Source organism: Ralstonia sp. 22111 (genome assembly GCF_052045895.1).
In the GTDB taxonomy this organism is placed as follows: domain Bacteria; phylum Pseudomonadota; class Gammaproteobacteria; order Burkholderiales; family Burkholderiaceae; genus Ralstonia; species Ralstonia wenshanensis.
In genome coordinates, this window is the sequence record NZ_JBQEPR010000012.1 from 93,620 (window position 1) to 119,876 (window position 26,257).

Genomic DNA, 26,257 nt, shown 5'->3' on the forward strand with positions numbered 1-26,257 from the left:
CGTCCCGCTGCAACAGCCCGGTGGCACCTGGCGCATGTTGTTGGAAGGGAATCAAAAAAAACGCCGGCTAGATGTCTCCAGCCGGCGTTTTTGTGGGGGAGGCGCGACGATCAGGCTGATGCGGTTTCTGTTTGCGCACGCTTGCTGCCAGCGTGCTGCGCATTCGCATGCTTGGCGCGCAAGCGGCGCGTGGCTTCCACCATACCTTGCAGCGCTGCTTCCACTTCCGGCCAGCCGCGGGTCTTGAGACCGCAGTCGGGGTTCACCCACAGGCGTTGCACCGGCACGACCTGCGCGGCCTTATCGAGCAGCGCTTCCATCTCTTCCACACGCGGCACGCGCGGCGAGTGGATGTCGTACACGCCCGGGCCGATCTCGTTCGGGTACGCAAACTTGCCAAACGCGTCGAGCAGTTCCATGTTCGAGCGCGATGTCTCGATGGTGATCACGTCGGCATCCATCGACGCGATGGCCGGCAGGATGTCGTTGAACTCCGAATAGCACATGTGCGTGTGGATCTGCGTGTCGTTGCGCACGCCGGAGGCCGACACGCGGAATGCACGTGCCGCCCATTCCAGGTAGCCCGGCACGTCAGACGCGCGCAGCGGCAGGCCTTCGCGGAAAGCCGGCTCGTCGATCTGGATGGCGGCAATGCCAGCGGCTTCCAGATCGCACACTTCATCGCGCAGGGCCAGGGCGATCTGCAGTGCGGTCTGCTCGCGCGGCTGGTCGTCGCGCACGAAGGACCACTGCAGCATCGTCACGGGGCCGGTCAGCATGCCCTTCATCGGCTTGGCGGTCAGGCTCTGCGCGTACTTGGACCATTCAACCGTCATTGCTTCAGGGCGGTACACGTCGCCGTAGATGACCGGCGGCTTCACGCAGCGCGAGCCATAGCTCTGCACCCAGCCATTGGCGGTGAAGGCGTAGCCCCACAGCAGCTCGCCGAAGTACTCGACCATGTCGTTGCGCTCGGCTTCTCCGTGCACGAGCATGTCGAGCCCCAGCGCTTCCTGGCGGCGTACGACGTCGGCAATTTCGGCGCGCATGCGTTGCAGGTAATCCAGTGCAGGGAGTTCGCCGCGCTTGTGTTGTGCGCGCGCCTGGCGAATCTCGGCCGTCTGCGGGAACGAGCCGATGGTGGTGGTCGGCAGCAACGGCAGGTTCAGGCGGGCTTGCTGCGCTTCAGCGCGCGTTGCGTAGGGCGCGGCGCGGTCGGCATCTTCTGCGCGGGTCGCGGCCACGCGTTTTTTCACGCTTGCGTTGTGCACGCGGCGCGATTCGGTACGCGATGCGATGGCGGCGCGGTTGATATCGAGCGCCTTCTGCACGGCAGCTTGGCCTTCGACCAGCGCGAGCTTGATGATCGCCAGTTCGTCCAGCTTCTGGCGCGCGAAGGCCAGCCAGCCCTTGAGTTCGTCGTCGAGCTTGCTTTCGGCTGACAGATCCACCGGCACGTGCAGCAACGAGCAGCTCGGCGCCACCCACAGGCGATCGCCAAAGGCTTCGGCCAGCGGCGCCACGCGTTCCAGCACGCGTGCCAGATCCGAGCGCCAGATATTGCGGCCGTCGACCACGCCAACGGAGAGCACCTTGTCTCCCGGCCATGGCGCGAAGGCACCAAGCTGCTCCGGTGCACGGACGAGGTCCAGGTGGACGCCATCGACCGGCAGGGATTTGATCAGTGCAGCGTGGTGGGAGGCGGCTTCAAAGTACGTCGCCAGCAGCAGCTTCGGGCCCTTGGCGGCGGCCAGCGCCTGGTAAGCGGGGCTGAATGCATCCACCCAGGCTTGCGGCAGATCCAGCACCAGCGCCGGTTCGTCGATCTGCACCCATTCCACGTTCAGTGCGGCCAGGCGTTTGAGCACGACCGTGTAGGCCTGCAGGATTTGCGGCAGCAGGGCGAGCTTGTCAGTCAGGCCGTTGCGCGCCTTGGCCAGATGCAGGAACGTCACCGGCCCGATGAGCACAACCTTCACGCGGTGCCCGGCGGTCTGAGCCTCGCGCACTTCGCCGAACAGCCATTCGGCGCCGGGCCCAAAGTGGAGGTCCGGCGTGAGTTCGGGCACGAGATAGTGGTAGTTGGTGTCGAACCACTTCGTCATCTCCATGGCCGCATGGTCGGCATTGCCGCGCGCCAGCACGAACGATTGCGCCAGCGTCAGTTGCTCGGCGTCAAAGCCATAGCGCGTGGGAAGGGCGCCGAGCAGGGCAGCCGTCTGCAGCACCTGGTCGTACCAGGCGAAATCACCCACGGTCACAAAGTCGAGGCCCGCGTCGCGCTGGGCAGTCCAGTGGCGCTCGCGCAGGGCACGGCCAGTAGCACGCAGGTCGTCTTCTGACGAGGCGCCCTTCCAGAACGATTCGAGGGCGAACTTCAGCTCGCGTTGTGCGCCGATGCGCGGGTAGCCGAGGGTATGGATGGTCGTCATGGTGGTCGCAGGAGAGGCGATTCGTTTTTCAGTCCTGCGATGATCGGCGACCCTCGTCCATGAATCAAATGATATTATTTTCGATAACGTTGAATCGTATTCATATATTGGAAGCCGCACCAACATGCTTGAAATCCGCCATCTGCGCACGCTGATCGCCCTGGCCGACGGTGGCTCCGTTTCGCGCGCTGCCGAGCGGCTGCACCTGACGCAATCGGCGTTGTCGCATCAATTGCGCGCGCTGGAGTCGCATTACGGGCTGGCCGTCGTGCGCCGCAAGGGGCAGACGGTGGAATTGACCGAGGCCGGCGAGCGCATGCTCGAACTCGCGCAAAAGGTCGTCGCCGATATCCAGACCGCAGAGCGCGATCTTGAGCGCATCAAGGGCCGCGCGGCCGGCACGCTGCGCATCGCGCTCGAATGCCACACCTGCTTTGACTGGCTGATGCCTGTGATGGACGCCTTCCGCCAGCGCTGGCCGGAAGTGGAAATGGACCTTGTGTCGGGTTTCCACACCGATCCGCTGGCGCTGCTCAAGGACGGCCGCGCCGACGTCATCATCGGCTCCGACGCCAAGATGCGGCGTGGCGTGGTGTTTGCTCCGCTGTTTCGCTTCGAGATTCTCGCCGTGTTGCCCGTTGACCACGCGCTGCGCAACAAGAAGTGGCTGGACGCGAAAGACTTTACGGACCAGACGCTCATCACGTACCCCGTGCCCGAAGAGCGCATCGATCTCATCCGCCAGGTGCTGACACCGGCCGGCATCGCCTTCAACCGCCGCACGGCGGAGCTGACCATCGCCGTGCTGCAGCTCGTTGCCAGCCGACGCGGGCTGGCCGCGCTGCCGAGCTGGGGCATCAAGAACTACGTCGATTACGAATACGTGGTGGCCAAGCGTGTCGGCAAGGAAGGCCTGTGGAGCGATCTCTACGCCGCCATGACGCGCGACTACGCACAGGCACCGTTTGCGCAGGACTTTATCGAGACGGCCAAGTCGATCTGCTTTGCGCAGTTGCCGGGGCTGATGCCGCTAGACGCGTAATCAGGCGCGTTCCTTCAGGGGCAGGCGCGGCAGCTTGCCTTGCAGCCCCTCTTTGAGAAAGTCCAACAAATGCCGCGTGGCCAGCGTCCGATACCGGCTTGGCATCGCCAGCATGTACAGCCGGCTGCCGAACACGCTGAATCGGTAGCCGGGCAGCACGCGTTTGACGTGCCCGTCGCGCAAGTCTTCGGCAGCGGCGTAATAGGGCAGGATTCCGAGTCCATTGCCCGAACGCACGGCGGCCTGCAGGAACAGGTAGTTGTCGGACGAGACGCCGGGGTCCAACGTGACGAGCGTCCGTTCATCGCCCAGTTGCGCCGATAGCCGCAACGGCTGCCCAACCGCAGGCGCGCTGACGATGGTGTGCTTGCCCAGCGCGTCGAGTGTTTTTGGCACGCCATGCGCGGCCAGGTAATCCGGCGCCGCGCACAGCACCCAGTCAACTTCATCAAGCAGCGTGGCGACGAGCGATTCCGGCGGGTTCGAGACGATGCGCAGCGCCACGTCCACATCTTCGCCAATCAGGTCGGACACGCGGTTGTCGAACCGCACATCAAGACGGATGTCCGGATACGCACGCTTGAATGCCACCAGCAGTGGTGACACCAGCAGGTGCCCCAGCCCCGTCGGCACCGACAGGCGCACGCTGCCTTGCAGCGACTTACCCAGCGACGAGACCAGCGCATCGGCGGCGGCCATTTCGCGCAGGATGCTGCGGCCGTGTTCGTAGATGCCGGCGCCCACCTCCGTCGGCTCCACGCGGCGGGTGGTCCGACGCAGCAGTTGCACACCCAGTGCGCGCTCAAACGCCTTCAGCCGGTGGCTCACGTTGGAGCGCGTGGTCTGCAGCCGGCGCGCCGCCGCCGACAGGTTGCCCGCGTCGACGATTTCCACAAACAGCTTGAGCGCATTCAGGTCCATGACGGCACGCCAGATTGGTGAATGAGACTCGACATTCTGTTGATGCCGGACCCGATTGTCAAAGCGTCCCAACCCGGTAACATCGGCCGGAATATCCCACAGGAACCAGCGACATGGCGCTCGACGACGAATCCTTCGGCCTGCTGCAGCAATCGGTGCAGCGCTTCATCCAGGAACGGCTCGTGCCGGCGGAAAACATCCTCGAGGAAGAGGATGACGTGCCCGCCGACATCGTTGCCGACATGAAAGAGATGGGCCTCTTCGGCCTGTCGATTCCGGAGGCGTACGGCGGCATTGGCCTGGCGATGGCCCAGGAGTGCGAGGTGGCGTACGACCTCGGGCACACCGCGCTGGCCTTTCGCTCGGTGTTCGGCACCAACGTAGGCATCGGCTCGCAGGGCATCCTGATGGACGGCACCGATGCGCAGAAGGCCGATTACCTGCCTCGCATCGCCAGTGGTGAGCTGATCATCTCGTTTGCCCTGACGGAGCCGAATGCCGGGTCGGATGCTGCATCGCTGCAAACGCGTGCCACGCTGGACGGCGATCACTACGTCATCAACGGCACCAAGCGTTTCATCACCAACGCGCCGCGCGCCGGGGCATTCACGCTGATGGCGCGCACGGGCGGCGAAGGCGCGGGCGGTATCTCGGCCTTTATCGTGCCAGCCGATACGCCGGGCATCACGCTCGGCAAGCCCGACAAGAAGATGGGGCAGCGCGGCACCAAGACGTGCGATGTGATGCTCGACAACGTGCGCGTGCCGGCGGTCAACATCATTGGCGGCGTGGCGGGCCAGGGCTTCAAGACGGCGATGAAGGTGCTGGACCGCGGCCGCCTGCACATCTCGGCGCTGGCATGCGGGATGGCGCACCGGCTGATTGCTGATGCGGTGGCGTATGCCAAGGAGCGCAAGCAGTTCGGCCAGCCCATCGCAGACTTTCAGTTGATCCAGGCGATGCTGGCCGACAGCCAGACCGAGCTGTACGCCGGCATGTCGATGGTGCGCGACTGCGCGCGCCGCTACGACGCCAAGCCCGTCGGCAAACAGGACCACGAAGTCAGCATGCTGGCGTCGTGCACCAAGATGTTCTGTACGGAGATGGTCGGTCGCGTGGCCGATCGCGCGGTGCAGATTCACGGTGGCGCGGGCTACATTGCCGAGTACAAGGCCGAGCGCTTCTATCGCGATGTGCGCCTGCTGCGCTTGTACGAAGGCACCACGCAGATCCAGCAGCTCATCATCGCCAAGAACCTGCTGCGCGACTAGGCTGGCTCTAATAATTCGCCTGAATTTGGCTCTGTTTTGGAGCCACGTTCTGGCTCAGAATGGGCGTTTTTCTGTTCGATTGCACGGTCGCTGCCGGAGTCGCCATGTACATTCCCGCCCATTTTGAAGAATCGCGCCCCAACGCGTTGCACGACCTGATCGCGCAGAACCCGTTTGGGACGCTCGTCACGCATGGCGAGCATGGGTTGGACGCAAATCACATTCCGTTCCTGCTGCTGCCGGAAGAGGGCGAGCTTGGCATGCTGCATGCCCACGTGGCGCGCGCCAACCCGGTCTGGAAAGACGTCGCCAACGGCGATGAGGTGCTCGTCATCTTCCGCGCGGGCGATGCGTACATTTCGCCGACGTGGTATCCGAGCAAGCAAGAAGCCCACAGGCAGGTGCCGACGTGGAACTACCGTGTGGTGCATGCGCATGGTCGCATCACCGTGCGGGACGATGAGCGTTTTGTACGCGGTGTGGTGGCTCGCCTGACGCGCACGCATGAGGCATCGCAACCCACGCCGTGGAAGATGTCCGATGCCCCGGCCGACTACACCGACGCGCTGCTCAAGATGATTGTCGGCATCGAGATCGAGATCACGCGCATCGAAGGCAAACTCAAGCTGAGCCAGAACAAGGAAACACGGGACATCGTGGGCGCCGGCGAGGCGCTCAAGGCGAACGGCGAGCGCGTGATCAGCGATGCGATGCTCGCTTGCGCCGCTGCCAAGACGGAATAAAAGAGGGAGCGACGGACTGCTCATCCGCCGCCCCGCACTGCGTTACTTCACGCCGCGCGCCGGCAGGATTTCGCCGCGCACTTCCCCAAAGCCCACCCGATAGCCATCGCCCTGGCACCAGCCGGTCATGATGACTTCGTCGCCGTCTTCCAGGAACGCGCGCGTGGTGCCGTTGCCGAGGTCCAGCGGCTGCTTGCCGTTGACGGTCAGCTCCAGCAGGCTGCCGTACGAATCCGGCGTCGTGCCGCTGATGGTGCCGGAGCCCATCAGGTCGCCCACGCGCACGTTGCAGCCGGATACGGTGTGGTGCGCAAGCTGTTGCGCCATCGTCCAGTACATCGCGCGGAAGTTGGTGCGGGCGATGGTGGTGCGTTCGCCGCCGTGGGGGCGCAGTGCAGTTTCGAGGGCGATGTCGTAGGCGTTCGGCCGGCTCTGCCGCAGGTATTCCAGCGGCTCAGGCGATTGCGCCGGGTTGGCCACGCGGAACGGCTCCAGCGCGTCCATCGTCACGATCCATGGCGAGATCGATGTACCGAACCCCTTCGAGTTGAACGGGCCGAGCGGCACGTATTCCCATTGCTGAATGTCGCGCGCGCTCCAGTCGTTGAGGAGCACGACGCCGAACATATGATCCGGTGCCGCGTCGACGGAAACCGGCTCACCCAGCGCGCTCGGCTTGCCGACCACAAAGGCCATCTCCAGTTCGTAGTCCAGCTTGCGGCATGCCGTGAAGATCGGGCGCGGCTGATCGGGCAGCTTGATCTGGCCCATCGGGCGGTGCAGCGGGGTGCCGCTCACCACCACGGAGCTGGCGCGGCCGTTGTAGCCGATTGGGATTTCCAGCCAGTTGGGCAGCAGCGCGTTCTCGGGGTCGCGGAACATGCGGCCGACGTTGGTGGCGTGTTCCTTCGATGAATAGAAATCCGTGTAGCCCGGGATGTCGATGGGCAGATGCATCACCGCATGCGCCTGCGGCACGAGCGCGCGAGTGTGCAGCGTGGCGTTGTCGCGCACGTGGGTGTCGTTCACGCTGAATAGCGCTTGCAGCTTCTTGCGCGTTTCTGCCCACACGGGCTTGCCGAGGGCGATGAAACTGTTGAGCTTGCCGGTGCGGAACGTGCCGCGTGTGGATGCGGGCAGCAGGCCGGCGTCATCCAGCACGCCGAGATCGATGACTTGATCGCCCAGCGCGACGCCTGCGCGTGGCGACGGGTTTTCTTTGGTGGAGAAGATGCCGAAGGGCAGGTTTTCCAGGGGGAAGTGCGTGTCGGGGGTGTTGGCGGATTCTAGCCAGCTTAGTTGTCGGGTGGTCATGATGGGGGCGATGGTTTGTTTGTTGAGTCGGTTGTTGCTTGACGTTGCTGGCGCATCTGCTGTTTCACCCCCTGCCGGGGGCGACTCACTTTCTTTGTCTTGCCAAAGAAAGTAAGCAAAGAAAGGCGCGCCCGAGATGGCGAAAGATTCCTTGAATTTCCGTAACCGGGCGGAGAAGGACCGAAACTCGCTGCGCTCAGACAGCGGTCCTTCTTTTTTCCGCCCGCTTACGAAAATTCAAGGCGCCATCTAGGGCAGGGTACGGCCACACCTTCTGGATGCTCGCCTTGGCGTCAATGTGAATTCGTCGATTGTGCTTAACGCTTGGTCGGGTCGAAATGTTTCTTCAGGCCTTGCCAGCATTCGAAGTACTTGGCCTGCAGTTGCGCCGATTCCGCTGCGAAGCGCGTGGGGCGGATCACGGCTGGTGTCTCGAACATGAAGGCCATCGTTGCGTCGACCTTGTGCGGCTTGGTGGTGTCGCCGTTGCTGGCTTTCTCGAACGTGTCGGCGTCGGGGCCGTGGCCGCTCATGCAGTTGTGCAGGCTGGCGCCGCCGGGCACGAAGCCTTCGGCCTTGGCGTCGTACACGCCCTGGATCAGGCCCATGAATTCGCTCGCGACGTTGCGGTGGAACCAGGGCGGGCGGAACGTGTTTTCGGCGGCCAGCCAGCGCGGCGGGAAGATCACGAAGTCGATCGTGTCCACACCCGGCGTGGCGGACGGGCTTTGCAGCACCAGGAAGATCGAGGGGTCCGGATGGTCGTAGCTGATCGAGCCGATGGTGTTGAACAGGCGCAGGTCGTACTTGTACGGCGCGAGATTGCCGTGCCAGGCTACGACGTCCAGCGGCGAGTGGCCGATCTTCGCGGTCCACAGGCTGCCCTGGAATTTCGCGACGAGTTCGAAGTTGCCCTCGCGGTCTTCGTACCACGCGTGCGGGGTGAGGAAGTCGCGCGGGTTGGCCAGGCCGTTCGAGCCGATGACGCCCAGGTCCGGCAGGCGGAAGAGCGCGCCGAAGTTCTCGCAGATGTAGCCGCGCGCGTCGCCGTCGGGCAATTCGACACGGAAGCGCACGCCGCGCGGGACGACGACAATCTCCAGCGGCTCGACATCAACCACGCCCATCTCCGTCAGCAGGCGCAGTCGGCCTTGCTGCGGGACGATCAGCAGCTCGCCGTCGGCGTTGTAGAAGAAGCGGTCGGTCATCGACGCGTTGGCTGCGTACAGGTGGATGCCGCAGCCGGTTTGCGCGTCGGGCCCGCCGTTGCCGGCGAAGGTGACGATGCCGTCGATGAAATCGGTGCCGGCCGCCGGGGCGGGCAGCGGATCCCAGCGCAACTGGTTGGGCGAGGGCGGCACCTCGTTGAAGTTGCTGTGGAAGCGGCTTTGCGCCATGGCCTCGAACGGCAGATGCACGGCGCCCGGGCGAATGCGATACAGCCACGAGCGGCGGTTGTGCGCGCGCGGGGCGGTGAACGCCGTGCCGGAAATCTGTTCCGCATACAGGCCATACGGCGCCTTCTGCGGGGAGTTCTGGCCGTGCGGCAGCGCACCGGGCAACGCTTCAGTGGCGAACTCGTTGCCGAAGCCGCTCTGGTAAGCGGGCCGGTCCAGCGACGCGGGGGTGAATGCGTTCTTGGCCGTCGGGGCGAGCATGTTCATGGTGAAGTCCTTGGAGAAAAAGTCAGGAGCGTCTTCAGGGAAAGCGTAGTCGTTACCGGGCCATCAGGCGGGCTTGCCGGTTGGGCGACCCGAGGCAAAGCGAGCGGCGTCCGGGCCACTGGCGGCCAGCGTAAGCGCCAGCACCATGCCGAACGACACCATCGCCGGCACCGCAGCGGCCGAGAACAACGCGGGGCCGCTCCACTGCATGGCAATCAGTTGCCCGCCAATCACCGGGCCGATTACGGAGCCGATACGGCCCACGCCCAGGCTCCAGCCGATACCGGTGGCGCGCAGCGTGGTGGGGTAATACGTGGCGGCCAGCGCATTTACCGCCGGCTGCCCGCCGACGATGCAGAAGCCGGCTACGAACACCACCGCCACCAGCATGGGCAGCGCAGCCGCCACATGGCCGATCAGCCCAACGGTGACGCAGGCGATCAGGAAGCACACGGCCAGCACGCGCACAAAGCCCAGGCGATCGATCAGCCGGCCCAGCGTGAGCGTGCCGATCACGCCGCCCACCTGCAGCGCGGTCGCCACCAGCACAGCGGTATCCGTCGGATAACCGGCATCACGAATCAGCGTTGGCAGCCAGTTCGAGAGGAAATACAGGTCGATCAGGTTCATGAAGTTGATGACCCACAGCACCAGTGTCACCTTGGCGCGGCCTTCCGTGAAGAGCGCGGAGACCGGCATGCCACGCGCGGCCGCCTCGGGCACCACGAATTGCGTTTGTGCGTTCACCTGCAGTTGCGGGGCGAGCTTGCCCAGCCAGCGAGCCAGACGTTGATGGCGCGTTTGCTGCATTTGCCCATGGCCCTTGAGCACCAGGTATTGCAAGGATTCCGGCAGCCACAGCACCATCATCACGCCAATGGCGAGGGGTACGAGGCCGCCCACCAGAAACACCGACTGCCAGCCGAAGCGTGAAAGCAGCGCCGCGCTCACAAAGCCGCCCAGTGCCGCGCCCACGGTAAAGCCGCACGACACCAGCATCATCCACGTCACGCGGGAGCGCGCGGGGCTGAATTCGCCGGCCAGCGCCATCGCATTGGGCATGATGCAACCCAGCCCCAGGCCCGTGATAAAGCGCAGCACCAGTAGCGCCTGCACCGTTTCCACCTGCGTGGTGGCCAGCATGCACGCCGCAAAAAAGAACGTCGCGACGATCAGCACCGGCCGCCGCCCGAAGCGGTCGCCCAGCACGCCAAACACCAGCGAGCCGACCAGCATGCCGAACAGCCCCGCGCCGAATACCGGCCCGAGGCTCGCCTTGGTGATGTTCCAGTCCTTGATGATGGCGGGCGCTACATAGCCCATGGCCTGCACGTCAAAGCCGTCGATGATCAGGCACAGCCCACAGATGGCGAGCAACAGGATCTGGAAGGCGCCGACCTTGCCTTGGTCGATCAGGCGGGCGAGGTCGATGGGCGTGGATGGCGCTTCATGAGCAGCGGGAGCAGGGCACATGGTGGTCTCCGGTGGCGGCGTTGCCGCTCTGTTCTGGATTTTTGGTATGCGCGTATTGTCCGGATTGGGTGAAAATTTGAAATATCAATGCGAGAATGCACGCTATTGATACTGTGAATGTGGGGCGACCGCCATGCTGAACCTGCGGGATGTCGACCTGAACCTGCTGGTGCTGTTTCAGGAAATCCTGCGCGAAAAGCGCATTTCCATCGTGGCCGAGCGGCTGGGCCTGTCGCAACCGGCGGTGAGCAACGCGCTGTCGCGCCTGCGCCAGACCTTCGACGACGAACTCTTTGTCCGCACTCCGCGCGGCATGATGCCGACGGCATTTGCCGAGCAATTGGCTGAACCGGTGGCCACCGCGCTCGACACGCTGCAACGCGCCTTCGGCCAGCGCACGCACTTTGATGCGGCCACTTCCACGCGTACCTTCACCGTTGCCATGAGCGACGTCGGCGAGGTGTATTTCATGCCGGTGCTGGCGCAGTTATGTGCCGAGCAGGCGCCGGGCGTGCGCATCGACACCCTGCGTGCGGGCGGCTTCGACATGAAGGCGGAGATGGAGGCCGGTGCCATTGACCTTGCCATCGGCGCGTTCGATGATCTTTCCGGCGAGAGCCTCTTCCAGCGCCGCCTGTTCCGGCAGGATTACGTGACGATGTTCCGGCGCGGCCATGCGCTGTCGGAGGGCAAGCTGACGCTGGAGCGCTTTCGCGCAGCGTCACACCTGGTGGTGGCAAGTTCGGCGAGCCCTTACAACGCGATCGGGCCGCTGCTCGACAAGGCGGGCATCACGCAGTCGGCGCGCTTTTCGGTGCCGCACTTCGTGGCGGTGCCGTACATCGTCAGCACGACCGATCTGGTGGTGACGGTGCCGCGCAAGCTGGCCGAGCGCGCGGCGCCGCCGTTCGGGCTGGAGTTCGTGGCGCCGCCGCTCAAGCTGCCCGCGTTGCAGACCAATGTGTTCTGGCACCGGCGTTTCCATCAGGACGCCGGCAACCAGTGGCTGCGCAACCTCGTCGCGCAGCGCTTTGCCGAGTTGGAACGCTAGCCGTCAGCCGGCTGAGACCGTGCGCTGCAATTGCTCGCCCAAGCCGGCGATGCCCAGGCGCATGGTCTGCCCAGGCTTGAGGTAGACCGGGTTCGGCTTGATGCCCAGGCCCACGCCAGGCGGCGTGCCCGTCGAGATGACATCGCCGGGCTGCAGGCTCATGCAGCGGCTCAGATATGCCACGAGTTGGGCCACGCCAAACACCATCGTCCGCGTATTGCCGTTCTGATAGCGGTGGCCGTCCACCTCCAGCCAGAGGTCCAGCGCCTGCGGGTCGGGCACCTCGTCGCGCGTGACCAGCCACGGGCCCAGCGGGCCGAACGTATCAAAGCCCTTGCCCTTGTCCCACTGGCCGCCGCGCTCGATCTGCCATTCGCGCTCGGAAACGTCGTTGACGATGCAGTAGCCGGCCACGTAGTCCAGCGCGTTGGCTTCGTCGATGTACTTGGCGGCCTTGCCGATGACCACGCCCAGCTCGACCTCCCAATCGGTCTTGACGGAGCCGCGCGGGATTTCGATGTCGTCATTCGGGCCGCAGATGGCGCTGGTCCACTTGTTGAAGACGACCGGCTCGGCCGGCACCGGCAAGCCGGATTCCGCAGCGTGGTCGGCGTAGTTCAACCCGATGCAGATGAACTTGCCGACACGCCCGACGCACGGGCCAATGCGGGGTTGGCCGCTGACGGCCGGCAGTGTGGCAGGGTCCACGTCGCGCAGCTTGGCGAGTGATGCGTCCGACAGCACATCGCCTGCAATGTCGTCAACGATGCCGGACAGATCGCGAAGGGTGCCGGTTGCGTCGAGCAGGCCCGGTTTTTCTTGGCCCTGGGGGCCGAAGCGCAGCAGTTTCATGAAAGGCTCAAATCGGTTGGGGGAAAGGCATCAAGGTATCAATTTGACCAGCCGCCGTCGATCAGGTGGACTTGCCCCGTCGTAAAGGCGGCTTCGTCGGAAGCCAGATAGGCGGCCAGCGCGGCAATTTCTTCCGGCTGGCCGAGGCGCCCCATCGGCTGGCGTGCAACAAACGCCGCTTCGACTTCCGTGCGCGATTTTCCCTGCGTGCGGGCTTGTTCATCGATGCGCTGGGTGAGGGATGGCGACACCACCGTGCCCGGGCAGATCGCATTGCAGCGGATGCCGCGCGCCACAAAGTCTGCCGCCACGGATTTGGTCAGCCCGATCACCGCCGCCTTCGATGCGCCATACACAAAGCGGTTCGGCACGCCCTTGATGCTCGACGCGGCGGACGACATGTTGATGACACTGCCGCCACCGCGTTCCAGCATGCCCGGCAGGAACGCGCGGATGGTGCGGTACATCGACTTGACATTGAGGTCGAACGAGAAATCCCACGCATCCTCATCGCACTCCAGCACCGAACCGGCGTGCACGAAGCCCGCGCAGTTGAAGAGGATGTCGATGCCGCCAAGCTCGGCGGCGAGCGCATTGACCTGCTGGGTATCGCGCACGTCGAGCCGGCGGACGTCGAACGGCACATCGTTCAACGCGTCGATGCGCAGATCGGTGGCGATGACGTGGGCACCTTCGCGGGCGAAGCGCTCGGCGCAGGCGCGGCCGATGCCTTGCGCGGCGGCTGTCACGAGCGCAGTCTTGCCCGCCAGGCGCCCGGGGGAAGCAGCGCCCCTCATTGCTTCGGAAGCAGATAGGCCTGGCGCGCAAACAGGCGCCAGCCGTCCGGATGCTTCTTCCACACCTGCAGCACGCCGATATGCGCGGTGCTGGTCTTGCCGTCGGGCAGGTTGTTGACGGAGTCGAACACGTGGCGCACCCAGGCGTTGTCGCCGTTGACCTGCACGGTCTGGTTGGTCAGCGCAATCGACTTGAATGAATTCGTGCCGTCCAGCGCCTTGAGGAAGGCTGCGTGGTCTTCCAGCTTGCCCGACGAGTGTCCGTAGGTCAGGTCGTTCTCGATGAGCTTGGTGAGCGTGGCGCCGTCGCTGGCCACCATGGCAACGCGCATGCGCTCGACGGCTTGCGCAACCGTATCGGCATCGGTGGCGGCATGGGCGAGGGTGCTGCCGGCAGCGAGCGCGGCGGTCATTGCAACGCCCGCAATGCGGCGGAAAAACGTGTGCAACAGCATGGGCAATCTCCTCTCTGAGGGTGTGTGCGGTGCATCGCAGGCGTGGTCAGAAATGGGCTTCGCGGTGCGCGGCCTGTGGTGGCAGGCTGGCGGTTTCCGGCTCGGGCAATGGAGCAGCGCGACCCACACGCCGCACCCATATCGCGGTCAGGATCGGCACGAGAATCGCCGTGACGAGGCAGGCCGTGGCGACGAGCGCCGTGGCGGCCGGCACCAGGGGTTTGAACCGGGGAATCATCTCGCCGATGATGGCCGGGTTGGCGACCGCCGCTCCGGCTGTGGACGATGCCGCCAGCCCTGCGGCGCCATTGCCGCCCGCAATGAACTTGTCCGCCAGTATGAGCGGCACGCCGGTAATGACGATCACCGTAAGGCCGAGCAAGAGGCCAGGGAGGCCGCTCTTGGCAATCACGTGCAGGTCGATGCCGTTGCCCAGCGCAAAGCCGAAGAACGGAATAAGCGGATGCACGCAGCGGCCGAACAGTTCGCGCAGTTCACTGTCGAGATTGCCCAGCGTAAAACCGATCAGGAACGGCAGCACCGCGCCCACGAACAGCCTGGGCTCAAACACCGCGATGCCCGTTGCGCCGAGGATCAACATGCTGACCAGCGGGCCCGATTCGACCGACATCAGCACGAATGCGCTGGCTTCTTCCTTGGTGCCGTACTGCTGCATGACGGCGGCGTAGAGCCCGCCGTTGGTCATGTCCATCGACGTGGTGATCGCCAATACCGACAGTCCGGCAAGGATGCCGGTCTTGATGCCTTCGTCCGGAATGAACTGTGCAGCCACCAGCGTTGCCAGCCACGCCACGGCAATCTTGGTGACGAGCAGCGTGCCGGACTTGCGCAGCACCACGCCGGTGGCATGCAGGTCGATGGTCGCGCCCATGCAGAAGAACCACACCGCCAGGATCGGTACCGTGCCGGTGATCAGGCCGTTGGTGAACGAGCCGAAGTACTTCCCCGCGTCCGGCGCGAACGTATGCACGCATGCACCGAGCAGCAGCGGCACGAGCATCAGGCCGCCCGGAATGCGGTCAATCGCCTTCTTGATCTTCACGTCTCCTCCATGAGCCTCTATGGGCTCGGTTGGTCAGGGTCCAACATCGTGGAGTGACTATAGCGGATGAAGTGGAACGATGTTCCATAGTTTTTGATTTCAGGGATTTATCGTTTACCCTGGGGCGCAAATGTGTGCGGTACAGTGTGATCCCGCTTGATCTGGTCTCATTCGAAAAATGTGGATCGACGTTCCGTGTTTGCGTTTTTTGTGCTTCAATCCAACCCAGAACAGCCGGCAGCGCGATGAATGCCGGTGCATTCCCTACGGAGAAACGGCATGGAAGTGCGGCAAGGAATCCACAGCGAACACGCAAAAACTCTCGACACGGCCGGGCTGCGCCGCCAGTTCCTGGTGGAACAGGTGTTCGAGCGCGATGCGCTTCAGTTCACGTACAGCCACATCGACCGGATCATCGTGGGCGGTGCGTGGCCGGCGACGCGGCCGGTGGAGGTGCCGGCATCGCTTGCCAAGTCGATGGGCGTAAGCCATCTGCTGGAGCGCCGCGAGCTGGGCGCGATCAACATTGGCGGTCCGGGCTGGGTGGAGGTGGATGGCACACGGCACGCCGTCGGCAATGAAGAGGCGATCTACATCGGCCAGGGCGGCCAGAACGTCGTCTTCGGCAGCGACGATGCGGCGCGGCCCGCCAAGTTCTACATCAACTGCGCGCCGGCCCATACGGCGTATCCCACGCGCACGATCACGCTGGCGCAGGCGTCTCCCGAAACGCTGGGCGATCCGGCCACCAGCAACCGGCGCACGATCTACAAGTTCATCGTGCCGGACGTGCTGCCCACCTGCCAGCTCTCGATGGGCATGACCAAGCTCGAGCCCGGCAGCCTGTGGAACACCATGCCGTGCCACACGCACGAGCGCCGCATGGAGGTGTATTTCTATTTCAACCTGCCGGACAACGCCGCCGTGTTCCACATGCTCGGCGAGCCGCAGGAGACGCGTCACATCCTCGTCCACAACGAGCAGGCCGTGATCTCGCCCAGCTGGTCGATCCACTCCGGCGTCGGCACGCAGGCGTACACCTTTATCTGGGGCATGGTCGGCGAGAACCAGGTGTTCCACGACATGGACCACGTCGCCATTGCCGACCTGCGCTGAGACCATGCGGCTCGAGAATCCCTATCTCCAGAGCGCAAGCCTGTTCGACCTGACCGGCAAGGTGGCCATCGTCACCGGTAGCAACACGGGGTTGGGCGCGGGCATGGCGACGGCGCTCGCGGCAGCTGGTTGCGACATCGTCGGCGCCAACCGCTCCGACCCAGCGGAGACGGCCGCGCGCGTGGAAGCGGCCGGCCGCCGATTCGTCGACGTGCGAGCCGATCTGTCTTCGCTGGAGCCGATCGGCAGTATTGTCGAAGCTGCGATGGACACCTTCGGCCGCGTCGACGTCCTCGTCAACAACGCGGGCATCATCCGCCGCTGCGATGCGCTCGAATTTTCCGAAGCCGATTGGGATGCAGTCATCGACGTCAACCTCAAGGGCGTGTTCTTTCTCTCGCAGGCGGTGGCGCGGCAGTTCGTGCAACAAGGCGGGCGCGGCAAGATCATCAACGTGGCATCGATGCTGTCGTTCCAGGGCGGCATTCGCGTGCCGTCTTATACGGCATCGAAGAGCGGTGTGCTGGGGCTGACCCGGCTGCTGGCCAACGAGTGGGCGGGGCGCGGCATCAACGTCAACGCCATCGCGCCCGGTTACATGGAAACCGACAACACAGCGCAATTGCGTGAAGACCGGCAGCGCAGCGAAGAGATCCTCGCGCGCATTCCGGCCGGGCGCTGGGGCGTGCCGGACGACTTGGCGGGCGCGGTGGTGTTTCTGGCTTCGGCCGCATCGGACTACGTGCACGGCCACACGCTGGCGGTGGACGGCGGCTGGCTGGCGCGATAGTCAAGTCGGCAAGTGGATAGGTGGAACGCGGTATGAGACCGGTTATGCTCTCTCCAGATTTTGAAATCACGGAACCACGAGAGATGAAAGCCACGCCCCGGCAACGCAAGCCGGAAGACCCGTCCGACAATGAACCCGTTGATGCCGGTGCCGATAAGGCCGAGTCGGTCTCTGCGGTCGACAAGGTGTTCACCATCCTGGCCGCGATGGGCGAGCTTGGCGCCGTCGGCCCGAGCGAGTTGTCGCAGCGGTTGGGTATGTCCAAGACGACCGTGCACCGCTTCCTGCAGACGCTCAAAGGCCTCGGCTATGTCGCGCAGGAAGGCGACACCGATCGATACCGGCTGACCATCCGCCTGTTCGAGCTTGGCGCCAAGGCGCTGGAAAACGTCGACCTCGTCCGTGAGGCTGACACCGAGATGCGGCGCATCGGTCAGCTCACGCGCGAGGCGGTCCACCTGGGCGCCTTTGACGAAGACGCCATCATCTACATCCACAAGATCGATGCCGATTACGGCTTGCGCATGCAGTCACGCATCGGCCGGCGCAATCCGCTGCACAGCACGGCCATCGGCAAGGTGCTGCTGGCATACATGCCGCCGGAAGAGGCGCGCGAGGTGCTGTCGAAGGTGGAGTTCAAGAAGTCCACGCAGAAGACGCTCGCCTCCGCCGAGGCCGTGCTGAGCATCCTGCCGCGCGTGCGCCAGCAAGGTTTTGGCGAAGACAACGAAGAGCAGGAAGACGGTCTGCTGTGCATTGCGGTGCCGGTGTTCGATCGTTTTGACCGCGTGATTGCGGGGCTGTCGATCTCGTTCCCGACCATGCGTTGCGGCGCCGACACCAAAGCGCACTACGTCGCGCTGCTGCAGCAGGCCGGTGCGGCCATCTCTTCGCGCCTGGGCCACCATCCTGCGTCCCACTGAGGGCGCTGCAGGATTAGCCAGTCCGTCCTATCCTCTGCGTTGTTTCCCGCATCTGAGCCTGTGCGCTCAGCATTCCATTCCCACCGTATTGGAGTCGATCACATGCGTTACAACCAACTGGGCCGGACTGGCCTGTTTGTATCGGAGCTGTGCCTGGGCACGATGACCTTCGGCGGCAACGACGGCATCTGGCAGCACATCGGTGATTTGCAGCAAGCCGACGCTGAGCGCCTGATCGGGCGCGCGCTCGACGCCGGCATCAATTTCATCGATACGGCCGATGTATACGCCAACGGCGTCGCTGAACAGATGACGGGGCAGGCGCTCAAGAACCTGAAAGTGCCGCGCGACAGCGTGGTCGTCGCCACCAAGGTGTTCGGCCAGACCGGCGACAGCGTGAACGCACGCGGCGCCTCACGCCTGCACATCATGGACGGCATCAAAGCGAGCCTGAAACGGATGCAGCTCGACCATATCGATCTCTATCAGATCCATGGTTTCGACCCCGCTACGCCCATCGAAGAAACCGTGCGAGCGCTCGACACGCTTGTCCAGCATGGCCACGTGCGCTATGTGGGCGTATCGAATTGGGCGGCCTGGCAGATCGTCAAGGCGTTGGGGATTGCCGAGCGGCTGGGCTGCGCACGTTTCGAAAGCCTGCAGGCGTATTACACGGTCGCGGGCCGCGACCTCGAGCGCGAACTGGTGCCGATGCTCAAAAGCGAAGGCCTCGGCCTGATGGTATGGAGCCCGCTGGCTGGCGGCCTGCTCAGCGGCAAATACACGCGCGAACAGCACGGCGAGCAAGACAGCCGCCGCAACAAGTTCGACTTCCCACCGGTGGACCGTGCGCGTGCCTACACCTGTGTCGACGCCATGCGCGTCATGGCCACTGCGCGCAGTGTGTCGGTCGCGCAGATTGCGCTCGCCTGGCTGCTGCATCAGCGTGCGGTGACGACAGTGATCGTCGGCGCCAAGAAGATCGAGCAGCTCGACGACAACATCGCGGCCACCAAGGTTGAGCTGACGGCGGACGAACTGGCGCAGCTCGATGAGCTGAGCAAGCTGCCGCCCGAATACCCGGGTTGGATGCTGGAGCGGCAAGGTGAGTACCGGCGTGGCCAGCTTGCCGGAATGCGGCAGGCCGGTCGCTAGTCTGCCGGCTCAAAACGTTCGCCTTTGAACACACGGTGCGGGTTGCCGCGCTCCACCTGATGATGGAGCGCGCGCCGTTGCGCACGCTGTGCCGCATCGGCAGCCGCATCGTGGTCCGCCAGCTTGTGAGCGAGCAGCAGCACGGCCAGCCGTTTGTTGGCGTACTGGCTGCGCTCCGTCTGCACCTTCACGCTGATGCCCGTGGCGATATGGGTGGCCCGTACGGCCGACTCCGTCTTGTTGACATGTTGGCCGCCGGGGCCCGACGAACGCGTGGTCTCGAAGCGGATCTCGCTCGGCAGCGTTGCCGATGGCGCCGCACAGCGCGCCACCCCAAAGAACCAGTTCTTGCGCGCGTGCCGTGGCCGATACGGGCTCGGGCATGTCCACTGGATCGTGCCTTCCCATGCTCGCGCCACGGCGTCTTCAGTGTCACCTTCCAGGCTGATCAAGGCTGAACGCAGCGTACCAGCGCGCTCTCCATCCTCCTGTTCCAGCAGCTCGAGTTTGACGCCAGCGTCTGCGGCTTCGCGTTGCAGTTGCGCGAGCGCTTTCACCACAGCCAGTTCGCATTCGGCCGGACCTTGCGCAGAAGAGAGTTGCAATAGCACCATCAGCAGCACTCCCCGCGCGTCTTGTACGTCAGCACCGGGCGCAGGCGCGCGAGCACCTTGACCAGGCCGGCATCCACCAGCGGCGCGATGACGCTGTCGATGGCCTTGTAGGCCTCGGGCGCCTCTTCGTAGATCAACTGCTTGTCTGCGCAGATGACGTGGCCGCCGAGCTTGGTGCGGTTGAGCTGCGCCGGCGTGAAGCGGCGGACGAGCCGGTCTTTGCACTCGCTGCGCATCCATTTGCGGCCCGCGCCGTGAGCGAGCGAAAACAAGCCGTGCTCGCTCGGGCGTGGCGCGACGAGGTAGCTGTAATCGCCACGCGAACCGGGAATGACGACCACGCCGGCATCCGACGGCGTCGAGCCCTTGCGATGCAGCCAGCCGTGCTCGCCAAACACCGTGGCCGGTGCGACAAAGTTGTGATGCACGTCGAGCAGCGCTTTACCGTGCGCGTGCAGGCGGTCGAGCATGCGGCGTGCGATCAGTTCGCGGTTGGCCCTCGCAAAGCGCAGCGCCGTCTCGTGGCGCGTCAGATAGGCGCCGCACGCCGCATCGTCCTGTGCGAGCCCGGCATGCCCATATGCGCGCACGTGCTCATCGAGGATGGCCTGGCCAAGCCCACGCGAGCCGCTATGCACAAGCAGCAGAAGCTGGCGCGGGTCGAGCGGCAGTTCCTCTGCGTCGTAGATCTCGTCAATGCGCTGTAGCTCGGCAAAGTGGTTGCCTCCGCCGATGGTGCCAAGCGCGGCATCGAAGCCGGTGCCATGCGGCGCCAACGAAGCAGCCAGTTCGCTCCAGCTTTCGTCCAGCGGCCCGTCGATGTTTCCAAGACGCTTTTCAAGCTTGTCCAGGCTGATCTTGTTGGCGTCGAGATCGGTGGCCCACAGCGTCATGCCGCACCCGATGTCATTGCCGATCAATGCCGGATACAAGCGGTCGACCGAGAAAAACGCAGCGCCGACGGGGTAGCCGCGACCCGGATGCAAGTCGGGCATGCCTGCCACGTGACGCATGCCGTCGAGTGCTTTGGCTGTTTGAAGTTGTCGGATCGCGTCGCCTTCGATCCAGGTGTCGTCCGAGGCGATCAGGGAGACGCCGTCGAACAAATGCAAGATGCAATTGCCCATGAATGGTCCATATCAGGTTTGAAAAAAAACTGATGTGGCAGGCCGTAGGCCGGGGCAATGCGAAGACGCTGCGAACTACAGCGCGAGAGGTTCGATCAACCCAGGCAAGGGCCTGCAAAGGGGAAGGCAAGGTGACGCATGATGTTTTTTCCTCCTATGCAAAATGGTTGATCGGTAAGCGGGGCGGATACTAGCACCGCGCTTTGCGCACTCGCAAGTACGATCAAACGTAAGTGTTGGATTGTTGAAACGCGACAGCGCTCAGGTGGCGGCGGCTGGCAATGCAAGTCGCGCGGCTTTCAGCGCTTCGCGCAATACCGCCATGTCGCCGATATGGTTTGCGAGCAGCAGGATGAGCTGCGCGTTGAGCATCGCGCTGTGCTCATCGTTCAGGTTGCGATGCGCGTCGATCAGCGCCTCGTAGAAGTCATCGGGGCGCGGTAGGTTGGGTTGCGTGTTCAGCGGCATGGCGGTCGGCATTCAGCTCAGGCAGAGACAGTGGCGTGCGGCGTTGCCGCAGGCGCAGTTTGCCCGGTGGCACGAAGCAACGCAGCGGCCAGCTTGGCAGGCTCAAGCGCGCGCCAGCGTGCACAGACGTGCTGGTCGGGGCGGATCAAGTAAATCGTGCCGGGGCGTGCGTCATAGCGTTGCGCGACCAGCCCGTCGATGTCTTCCAGCGCGGCCACGTTGGCAGAGGCCGTGCCCATGCCGCCAACCGGGAAGACGGCCAGCGTAGGCAGCGGCAGCGCATCGACGTGTTCTCCCGCCTCGCAGAAACGTAGCGCCATGAAGCCGCCGTGCAGATGACTGAGCAGCCAATCGGCACCGCCATCGGCATTGCGCACTGGCGCGTCAAGTGCGACCGCACCGGGCACGAGTGCGCAGGCGAAGGGCGCGTCATCCTTTGTCTGCAATGGAGAACCTTCAAGCACCGTCGGCATCGAGAGCCGCCCGCTGTTGACCAGCGTTCGCGCAAACGGATAGTGCTTCGCTAGGCGCAGCGTGGCATCGCGAAAGAGCCGGCTGACCGCGCTCTTGGGCGTGATGAAGTCGGTTGAGCGGGTGGAGTGGCGGATATTGTCGTCGGCGGCGAACTCGCGCTCGCTCGCGTACGTGTCGAGCAGTGTGTCCGGCGCATCGCCGGCCAGCACCATGCGCAATTTCCACGCGAGGTTCTCGGCATCCTGCAAGCCGCTGTTGGCACCGCGCGCGCCGAATGGCGACACACGATGCGCCGCATCGCCGACAAAGAGCACGCGGCCGTGGCGGAACCGATCCATGCGTTCGCACGAAAACGTATAGACGCTGACCCATTCCAGCTCAAAGTCGACGCCTTCCCCCAGCAATGCGCGCACGCGTGGGATGACGCGCTCGGGTTGCTTCTCGGCTACGGGGTCGGCGTCCCAGCCGAGCTGGAAGTCGATGCGCCAGACGTTGTCGGGCTGATGGTGCAGCAGCACCGATTGATTTGGGTGGAACGGCGGATCAAACCAGAACCAGCGCTCGCTGGGGAAGGGCGCATCCATGCGCACGTCGGCGATCAGGAAGCGGTCTTTGAACGTCTGGCCGCGGGCTTCGAGGCCCATCATGTGGCGTACCGGGCTGCGCGAGCCATCGGCGGCGACCACGTATTGCGCCCGATGCTCGTACGTGCCGTCGGGTGTCTCGATGGTGAGCGTTACGCCGTCGGCATCCTGCGTGAGGCCCGTCACCTTGTTCTTCCAGCGCAGCTCGATGTTCGGCAAGGCTTGCGCGCGTTGAACAAGAAAGCCTTCCACGTAGTACTGCTGCAGATTGATGAACGCTGGCCGGCGGTGGCCGGTTTCTGGCAGCAGGTCAAAGCTGTAGAGCAGTTCGTTCTTCAGGTAGACCTTGCCGACGTTCCAGCTCACGCCCTTGTCGACCATGCAGTCGCCGCAGCCGAGCCGATCGAAAATCTCCAATGACCGCTTGGAGAAGCAGATCGCGCGCGAGCCGGTGGACAGCGTGCAATCGTCGTCGACGACGACCACGGCCACACCTTGCTGCGCCAGATCGATGGCCGTGGCCAACCCCACCGGCCCGGCGCCTACGATGACGACGGGGCGGGCCGCCGGTGCCGCGCCGGGCTCCTGCTCGGCGCACGGCGCATACGGGAAGACGCGGTTCTGGAAGTCGGGATTCATGTTCAGCCTTGCAGGGCAGCCCACATTTCCTTGTCGCGCTCGGCTGTCCAGATGCGCGGGTGCTTGATGCCGCAGGCCTCATCAAAGGCACGCGTCACGTCAAACGGCAGGCAGTGCTCATAGATGAAGACGTTGCCGAACTTCGGGTCCATGGCTGCGCGGGTGTGCGCCATGGCGGCCTTCAGGTCCATCTTTTGCGCGACGGCTTCCTTGCCACGTTGCAGCAGCGTGGACACGAAATCCCGCGTATAGGCGAGACCCTTGTCGACTTCGGCTGGATTGAGCAACGCGGGGCCGCGGCCGGGCACGAGCTTGTCGGCGCCGAGCGCGCGCAGTGCATCCAGCGTGGCGGGCCATTCTTCGAGTTGGGCGTCACCGCAGTAGCAGGCAGCGTCGTATTCGACGAGGTCGCCGGAGAACAGCACCTTCTGCGACGGAATCCACACCACCGTGTCGCCCTTCGTGTGGCCGGGCCCGAGGTGCAGGATCTTCACTTCCAACTTGCCCAGGAACAGTGTCAGCTCGCGCTCGAACACCAGCGTCGGCCACGTCAGCCCGGGCACGGTTTCAACGCCCGCGAACAGGCGCGGAAAGCGTTCGATTTCGGATTTCATATCCGCTTCACCGCGCTCGACGATCATTTCGTACGTGCCGCGGCTGGCAATGATGTTCTGCGCGCCTTCGGCAAAGTAGGCTGACGCGCCGAGCACGCGTACGGCGTGATAGTGCGACAGCACCACGTGCTTGATCGGTTTGTCGGTGATGGCGCGGATGCGAGCGATCAGGTCTTGCGCCATCGCGGGCGTGGCGGTGGTGTCGACGATCAACACCGAGTCGTCGCCGATGATGACGCCAGAGTTGGGGTCGCCCTCGGCGGTGTAGGCGTAAGCGTTGGGGGAGAGCTGGGTGAAGGTGACTTGTTTGGCCTCGAGGTCGGCTTGCGAGGCGAAGGCTTTGGCCATTCTGTCACTCCTGGTGTAGTTGATTACGGTTGGGGGAATTGGTTTTCAACGTGCAGGGCCCGGAAAATCTGGGTTGGGGTGACTGATACCAAGCCATGCCGAACGCTGGCAATCATAGACCGCAGGGTCGGGAGACGCGCCTAGGGTATACGTGAATTATGATTAGAAGCATGATTTATACAATGCATAAAAATCAAAACTGGCCGTGAAAGCAAAGCTGCGTGCTACGCTCGCAGCACTTTGTCGGCCCAGCCGCAGCCAACGCGCCCCGAGACATGGAGACCACGGAAGTCGAAGACGACCTGCCACCCGATGGCGATGCAGAAGACGCGCGCGCAAGCCGTGACCGCTCGGGCATCCAATCCATCGAAGTCGGCTCTCAATTACTGGTGGCGTTGACGCGTGCCATGCGGGCGATGGCGCTCGGCGATCTGGCACGCGCGGCGGGGATGCATCCATCCAAGGCGCATCGTTATCTGGTGAGCCTGCAGCGCGTGGGGGCCGTGTCGCAGGATCCGCTGACCGGCCGCTACGAACTCGGGCCCTTTGCACTTCGCCTGGGCCTGGCCAGCCTCAATCGCTCCGATGCCATCGTCCGCACGCGGCCTTTGCTGGCCGGCCTGCGAGACCAGACCGGCCACACCATCGGCATTGCCGTGTGGAGCGATCGTGGCCCGACCGTCGTGCATTGGGAGAAGGCTGGCGGCGCGCCTGGCGTGAACCTGCGCATTGGCGACGTGTTGCCGATGCTCAATTCCGCTACCGGCCGCCTGTTCGGCGCGTATCAGCCGATGGAACAGACGCTGCCGCTCGTAGAACGGGAACTGCACGAGCGTGCTGGCGACGACTTGCCCGGGCTGCCGCGTTCGCTTACCGAGTACTACCGTCTGTGCGAAGACGTCCGGACTGAAGGCGCATCATGGGTCACGGGCAGCCTGCTGCCGGGCGTCAACGCGCTGTCGCTGCCGGTGTTTGGTGCGCGCGGGCAGCTTGTGCTGGTGTTGATTGCGCTGAATCTGCAACCCCTGTTTCACGCGCAGCGCGGTGGTGAGCTGGAGCACACGCTGCGCACGTTCGTGATGCGCCTGTCTGCCATGCTGCAGGCGCCCGCGGTCAGCCCCGCCAAGGCCAGCAACCGGCGGAGCAGGGCGACGCGTTAGGGTTGTCGCCAATTTCATCCTGTCGTAAGAAATTTACTATCTCGTAACTCGTGGCGCCCCCTTGCCCGGTCCACATCCGGCGCGAACTCCACGACTACAAGAACGAGGAGCTTCATGGACTTGTCGATTGCCGCCATCCTGGCGCAAGACGGCGTGACATCGGGCGCGATCTACGCGCTGCTGGCGCTGGCGCTCGTGCTGGTGTTTTCCGTCACGCGCGTGATCTTCATCCCGCAGGGCGAATTCGTGGCGTATGGCGCGCTCACGCTGGCGGCCATCCAGGCCAACAAGGCGCCCCTGTCGGCCAGCATGCTGGTTGCGCTGGGTGTGCTGACGTTCCTCGTCGAGATGGGCCGCACGCTGCTGCAACCCGAACTGCGTCTGCATGCGCTGCGCACAGGCGCCATCTATGCGGTCAAATACCTGGTCTTTCCGATTGCGGTGTACATCGCCGCCAGCATGCTTGCACCGATGACGTTGCCCATGCCTGTGCAGGTTGCGTTGACACTGCTGATCGTCATTCCAATGGGCCCCATGATCTACCGCCTGGCCTACGAGCCATTGGCCGAAGCCAGCACGCTGGTGCTGCTGATCGTTTCGGTGGGCGTGCACTTTGCGATGGTGGGCCTCGGCCTCGTGATGTTCGGCGCGGAAGGTTCGCGCACGGATCCGTTCTCCGATGCGCGCTTTGATCTGGGTGCGCTCACCGTGTCGGGCCAGAGCCTCTGGGTGGTGGCTGTATCGGTGCTGATGATTGTGGCGCTGTACTTCTACTTTGGCCGCACGGTGTCGGGCAAGGCGCTGCGGGCGACGGCGGTAAACCGGCTGGGTGCGCGGCTCGTCGGCATTGGCACCACACAGGCGGGGCGATTGGCTTTCACGCTTGCGGCGGCGCTTGGCGCGCTGTGCGGCATCCTGATTGCACCGCTCACCACGGTCTACTACGAGTCCGGTTTCCTGATCGGCCTGAAGGGGTTTGTGGGCGCGATCGTGGGTGGGCTCGTGAGCTATCCGGTGGCGGCGCTGGGCGCGCTGCTGGTGGGGCTGTTGGAGTCGTATTCGTCGTTCTGGGCGTCGGCGTTCAAGGAGGTGATCGTATTTACGCTCATCATTCCCGTGCTGCTGTGGCGATCGCTCACCACCAAGCATGTCGAGGAAGAGGAATAA

The 26,257-nt window shown here is 64.2% G+C and carries 24 protein-coding genes; 10 read left to right on the forward strand and 14 right to left on the reverse strand.

The window, feature by feature from the left end; all coding sequences use genetic code 11:
* Positions 1–110: 110 nt before the first annotated feature.
* Positions 111–2,432 (reverse strand): 5-methyltetrahydropteroyltriglutamate--homocysteine S-methyltransferase, encoded by a 2,322-nt coding sequence (gene metE / locus ACTJK4_RS23285; RefSeq protein WP_316871951.1) that lies wholly within the window; start codon positions 2,430–2,432, stop codon positions 111–113.
* 124 nt (positions 2,433–2,556) lie between these two features.
* On the opposite strand from metE, the gene ACTJK4_RS23290 reads away from it, so the two are divergent.
* Entirely contained in the window at positions 2,557–3,474 is a 918-nt protein-coding gene (locus ACTJK4_RS23290; RefSeq protein WP_316871950.1) for a LysR family transcriptional regulator, read from the forward strand.
* On the opposite strand, the gene ACTJK4_RS23295 is transcribed toward ACTJK4_RS23290, so the two are convergent.
* On the reverse strand, positions 3,475–4,395 hold the full coding sequence (locus ACTJK4_RS23295; protein ID WP_316871949.1) for a LysR family transcriptional regulator: 921 nt from the start codon (positions 4,393–4,395) through the stop codon (positions 3,475–3,477).
* 113 nt (positions 4,396–4,508) lie between these two features.
* Between ACTJK4_RS23295 and ACTJK4_RS23300 the strand changes: the two genes are divergently transcribed.
* The gene (locus ACTJK4_RS23300) at positions 4,509–5,666 is read left to right on the forward strand and encodes an acyl-CoA dehydrogenase family protein (protein ID WP_433868098.1); all 1,158 of its coding nucleotides are present in this window, start codon (positions 4,509–4,511) and stop codon (positions 5,664–5,666) included.
* 104 nt (positions 5,667–5,770) lie between these two features.
* Positions 5,771–6,409: an FMN-binding negative transcriptional regulator gene (locus ACTJK4_RS23305; protein ID WP_433868097.1), complete on the forward strand. Its 639-nt coding sequence runs from the start codon at positions 5,771–5,773 to the stop codon at positions 6,407–6,409.
* 42 nt (positions 6,410–6,451) lie between these two features.
* Here the strand turns inward: ACTJK4_RS23305 and fahA are convergent, their stop codons facing one another.
* From fahA to ACTJK4_RS23320, 3 genes are all read right to left on the reverse strand, one after another.
* On the reverse strand, positions 6,452–7,723 hold the full coding sequence (gene fahA, locus ACTJK4_RS23310; protein WP_260804186.1) for a fumarylacetoacetase: 1,272 nt from the start codon (positions 7,721–7,723) through the stop codon (positions 6,452–6,454).
* A gap of 317 nt (positions 7,724–8,040) precedes the next feature.
* Positions 8,041–9,387 carry a homogentisate 1,2-dioxygenase gene (gene hmgA, locus ACTJK4_RS23315; RefSeq protein ID WP_433868096.1) on the reverse strand — a complete coding sequence of 449 codons (1,347 nt, stop codon included), beginning with the start codon at positions 9,385–9,387 and terminating at the stop codon, positions 8,041–8,043.
* A 63-nt stretch (positions 9,388–9,450) separates the two neighbouring features.
* Entirely contained in the window at positions 9,451–10,860 is a 1,410-nt protein-coding gene (locus ACTJK4_RS23320; protein ID WP_316871945.1) for an MFS transporter, read from the reverse strand.
* A 133-nt stretch (positions 10,861–10,993) separates the two neighbouring features.
* On the opposite strand from ACTJK4_RS23320, the gene ACTJK4_RS23325 reads away from it, so the two are divergent.
* Complete coding sequence (locus ACTJK4_RS23325; RefSeq protein ID WP_316871944.1) at positions 10,994–11,911, forward strand: LysR family transcriptional regulator; 918 nt, start codon at positions 10,994–10,996, stop codon at positions 11,909–11,911.
* Positions 11,912–11,914: 3 nt separating this feature from the next.
* On the opposite strand, the gene ACTJK4_RS23330 is transcribed toward ACTJK4_RS23325, so the two are convergent.
* The 4 genes from ACTJK4_RS23330 to kdgT are packed head-to-tail and all read right to left on the reverse strand — an operon-like array spanning position 11,915 to position 15,078.
* Positions 11,915–12,763 carry an ureidoglycolate lyase gene (locus ACTJK4_RS23330; RefSeq protein ID WP_433868095.1) on the reverse strand — a complete coding sequence of 283 codons (849 nt, stop codon included), beginning with the start codon at positions 12,761–12,763 and terminating at the stop codon, positions 11,915–11,917.
* A gap of 38 nt (positions 12,764–12,801) precedes the next feature.
* Positions 12,802–13,560 (reverse strand): SDR family oxidoreductase, encoded by a 759-nt coding sequence (locus ACTJK4_RS23335; RefSeq protein WP_433868094.1) that lies wholly within the window; start codon positions 13,558–13,560, stop codon positions 12,802–12,804.
* Positions 13,557–14,015, reverse strand: a complete 459-nt coding sequence (locus ACTJK4_RS23340; RefSeq protein ID WP_433868093.1) for a nuclear transport factor 2 family protein — start codon at positions 14,013–14,015, stop codon at positions 13,557–13,559. Before ACTJK4_RS23340 ends, ACTJK4_RS23335 begins: the two co-directional genes overlap by 4 nt.
* Positions 14,016–14,061: 46 nt before the next feature.
* Entirely contained in the window at positions 14,062–15,078 is a 1,017-nt protein-coding gene (gene kdgT, locus ACTJK4_RS23345) for a 2-keto-3-deoxygluconate transporter (protein ID WP_343621343.1), read from the reverse strand.
* Positions 15,079–15,357: 279 nt separating this feature from the next.
* Here kdgT and kduI point away from each other — a divergent pair, with 279 nt between their 5' ends.
* The 4 genes from kduI (at position 15,358) to ACTJK4_RS23365 (ending at position 19,062) form a co-directional block, all read left to right on the forward strand.
* Entirely contained in the window at positions 15,358–16,194 is an 837-nt protein-coding gene (gene kduI, locus ACTJK4_RS23350) for a 5-dehydro-4-deoxy-D-glucuronate isomerase (RefSeq protein ID WP_433868092.1), read from the forward strand.
* Positions 16,195–16,198: 4 nt separating this feature from the next.
* Positions 16,199–16,984 carry a 2-dehydro-3-deoxy-D-gluconate 5-dehydrogenase KduD gene (kduD, locus tag ACTJK4_RS23355; protein ID WP_433868090.1) on the forward strand — a complete coding sequence of 262 codons (786 nt, stop codon included), beginning with the start codon at positions 16,199–16,201 and terminating at the stop codon, positions 16,982–16,984.
* A gap of 83 nt (positions 16,985–17,067) precedes the next feature.
* Complete coding sequence (kdgR, locus tag ACTJK4_RS23360; RefSeq protein ID WP_322018967.1) at positions 17,068–17,907, forward strand: DNA-binding transcriptional regulator KdgR; 840 nt, start codon at positions 17,068–17,070, stop codon at positions 17,905–17,907.
* Positions 17,908–18,009: 102 nt separating this feature from the next.
* Entirely contained in the window at positions 18,010–19,062 is a 1,053-nt protein-coding gene (locus ACTJK4_RS23365; RefSeq protein ID WP_414562443.1) for an aldo/keto reductase, read from the forward strand.
* Here the strand turns inward: ACTJK4_RS23365 and prfH are convergent.
* From prfH to ACTJK4_RS23390, 5 genes are all read right to left on the reverse strand, one after another.
* Positions 19,059–19,676 (reverse strand): peptide chain release factor H, encoded by a 618-nt coding sequence (gene prfH, locus ACTJK4_RS23370; RefSeq protein ID WP_316871935.1) that lies wholly within the window; start codon positions 19,674–19,676, stop codon positions 19,059–19,061. The two genes, ACTJK4_RS23365 and prfH, sit on opposite strands and share 4 nt — an antisense overlap.
* A complete protein-coding gene (locus ACTJK4_RS23375; protein ID WP_316871934.1) occupies positions 19,676–20,803 on the reverse strand; it encodes an RNA ligase RtcB family protein in 1,128 nt (375 codons plus the stop codon). The genes prfH and ACTJK4_RS23375 overlap by 1 nt, the downstream gene beginning before the upstream one ends.
* Before the next feature lie 261 nt (positions 20,804–21,064).
* The gene (locus tag ACTJK4_RS23380) at positions 21,065–21,271 is read right to left on the reverse strand and encodes a DUF2783 domain-containing protein (RefSeq protein ID WP_232039297.1); all 207 of its coding nucleotides are present in this window, start codon (positions 21,269–21,271) and stop codon (positions 21,065–21,067) included.
* Positions 21,272–21,288: 17 nt separating this feature from the next.
* Positions 21,289–22,968 (reverse strand): FAD-dependent oxidoreductase, encoded by a 1,680-nt coding sequence (locus tag ACTJK4_RS23385; RefSeq protein WP_433868089.1) that lies wholly within the window; start codon positions 22,966–22,968, stop codon positions 21,289–21,291.
* Positions 22,969–22,970: 2 nt separating this feature from the next.
* On the reverse strand, positions 22,971–23,930 hold the full coding sequence (locus ACTJK4_RS23390; protein ID WP_433868088.1) for an MBL fold metallo-hydrolase: 960 nt from the start codon (positions 23,928–23,930) through the stop codon (positions 22,971–22,973).
* 275 nt (positions 23,931–24,205) lie between these two features.
* Here ACTJK4_RS23390 and ACTJK4_RS23395 point away from each other — a divergent pair, with 275 nt between their 5' ends.
* Together ACTJK4_RS23395 and ACTJK4_RS23400 are read left to right on the forward strand one after the other, a co-directional pair.
* On the forward strand, positions 24,206–25,090 hold the full coding sequence (locus tag ACTJK4_RS23395) for an IclR family transcriptional regulator (protein WP_322018970.1): 885 nt from the start codon (positions 24,206–24,208) through the stop codon (positions 25,088–25,090).
* 114 nt (positions 25,091–25,204) lie between these two features.
* Positions 25,205–26,257, forward strand: coding sequence for a branched-chain amino acid ABC transporter permease (locus ACTJK4_RS23400; RefSeq protein WP_232039300.1), 1,053 nt, complete (start codon positions 25,205–25,207; stop codon positions 26,255–26,257).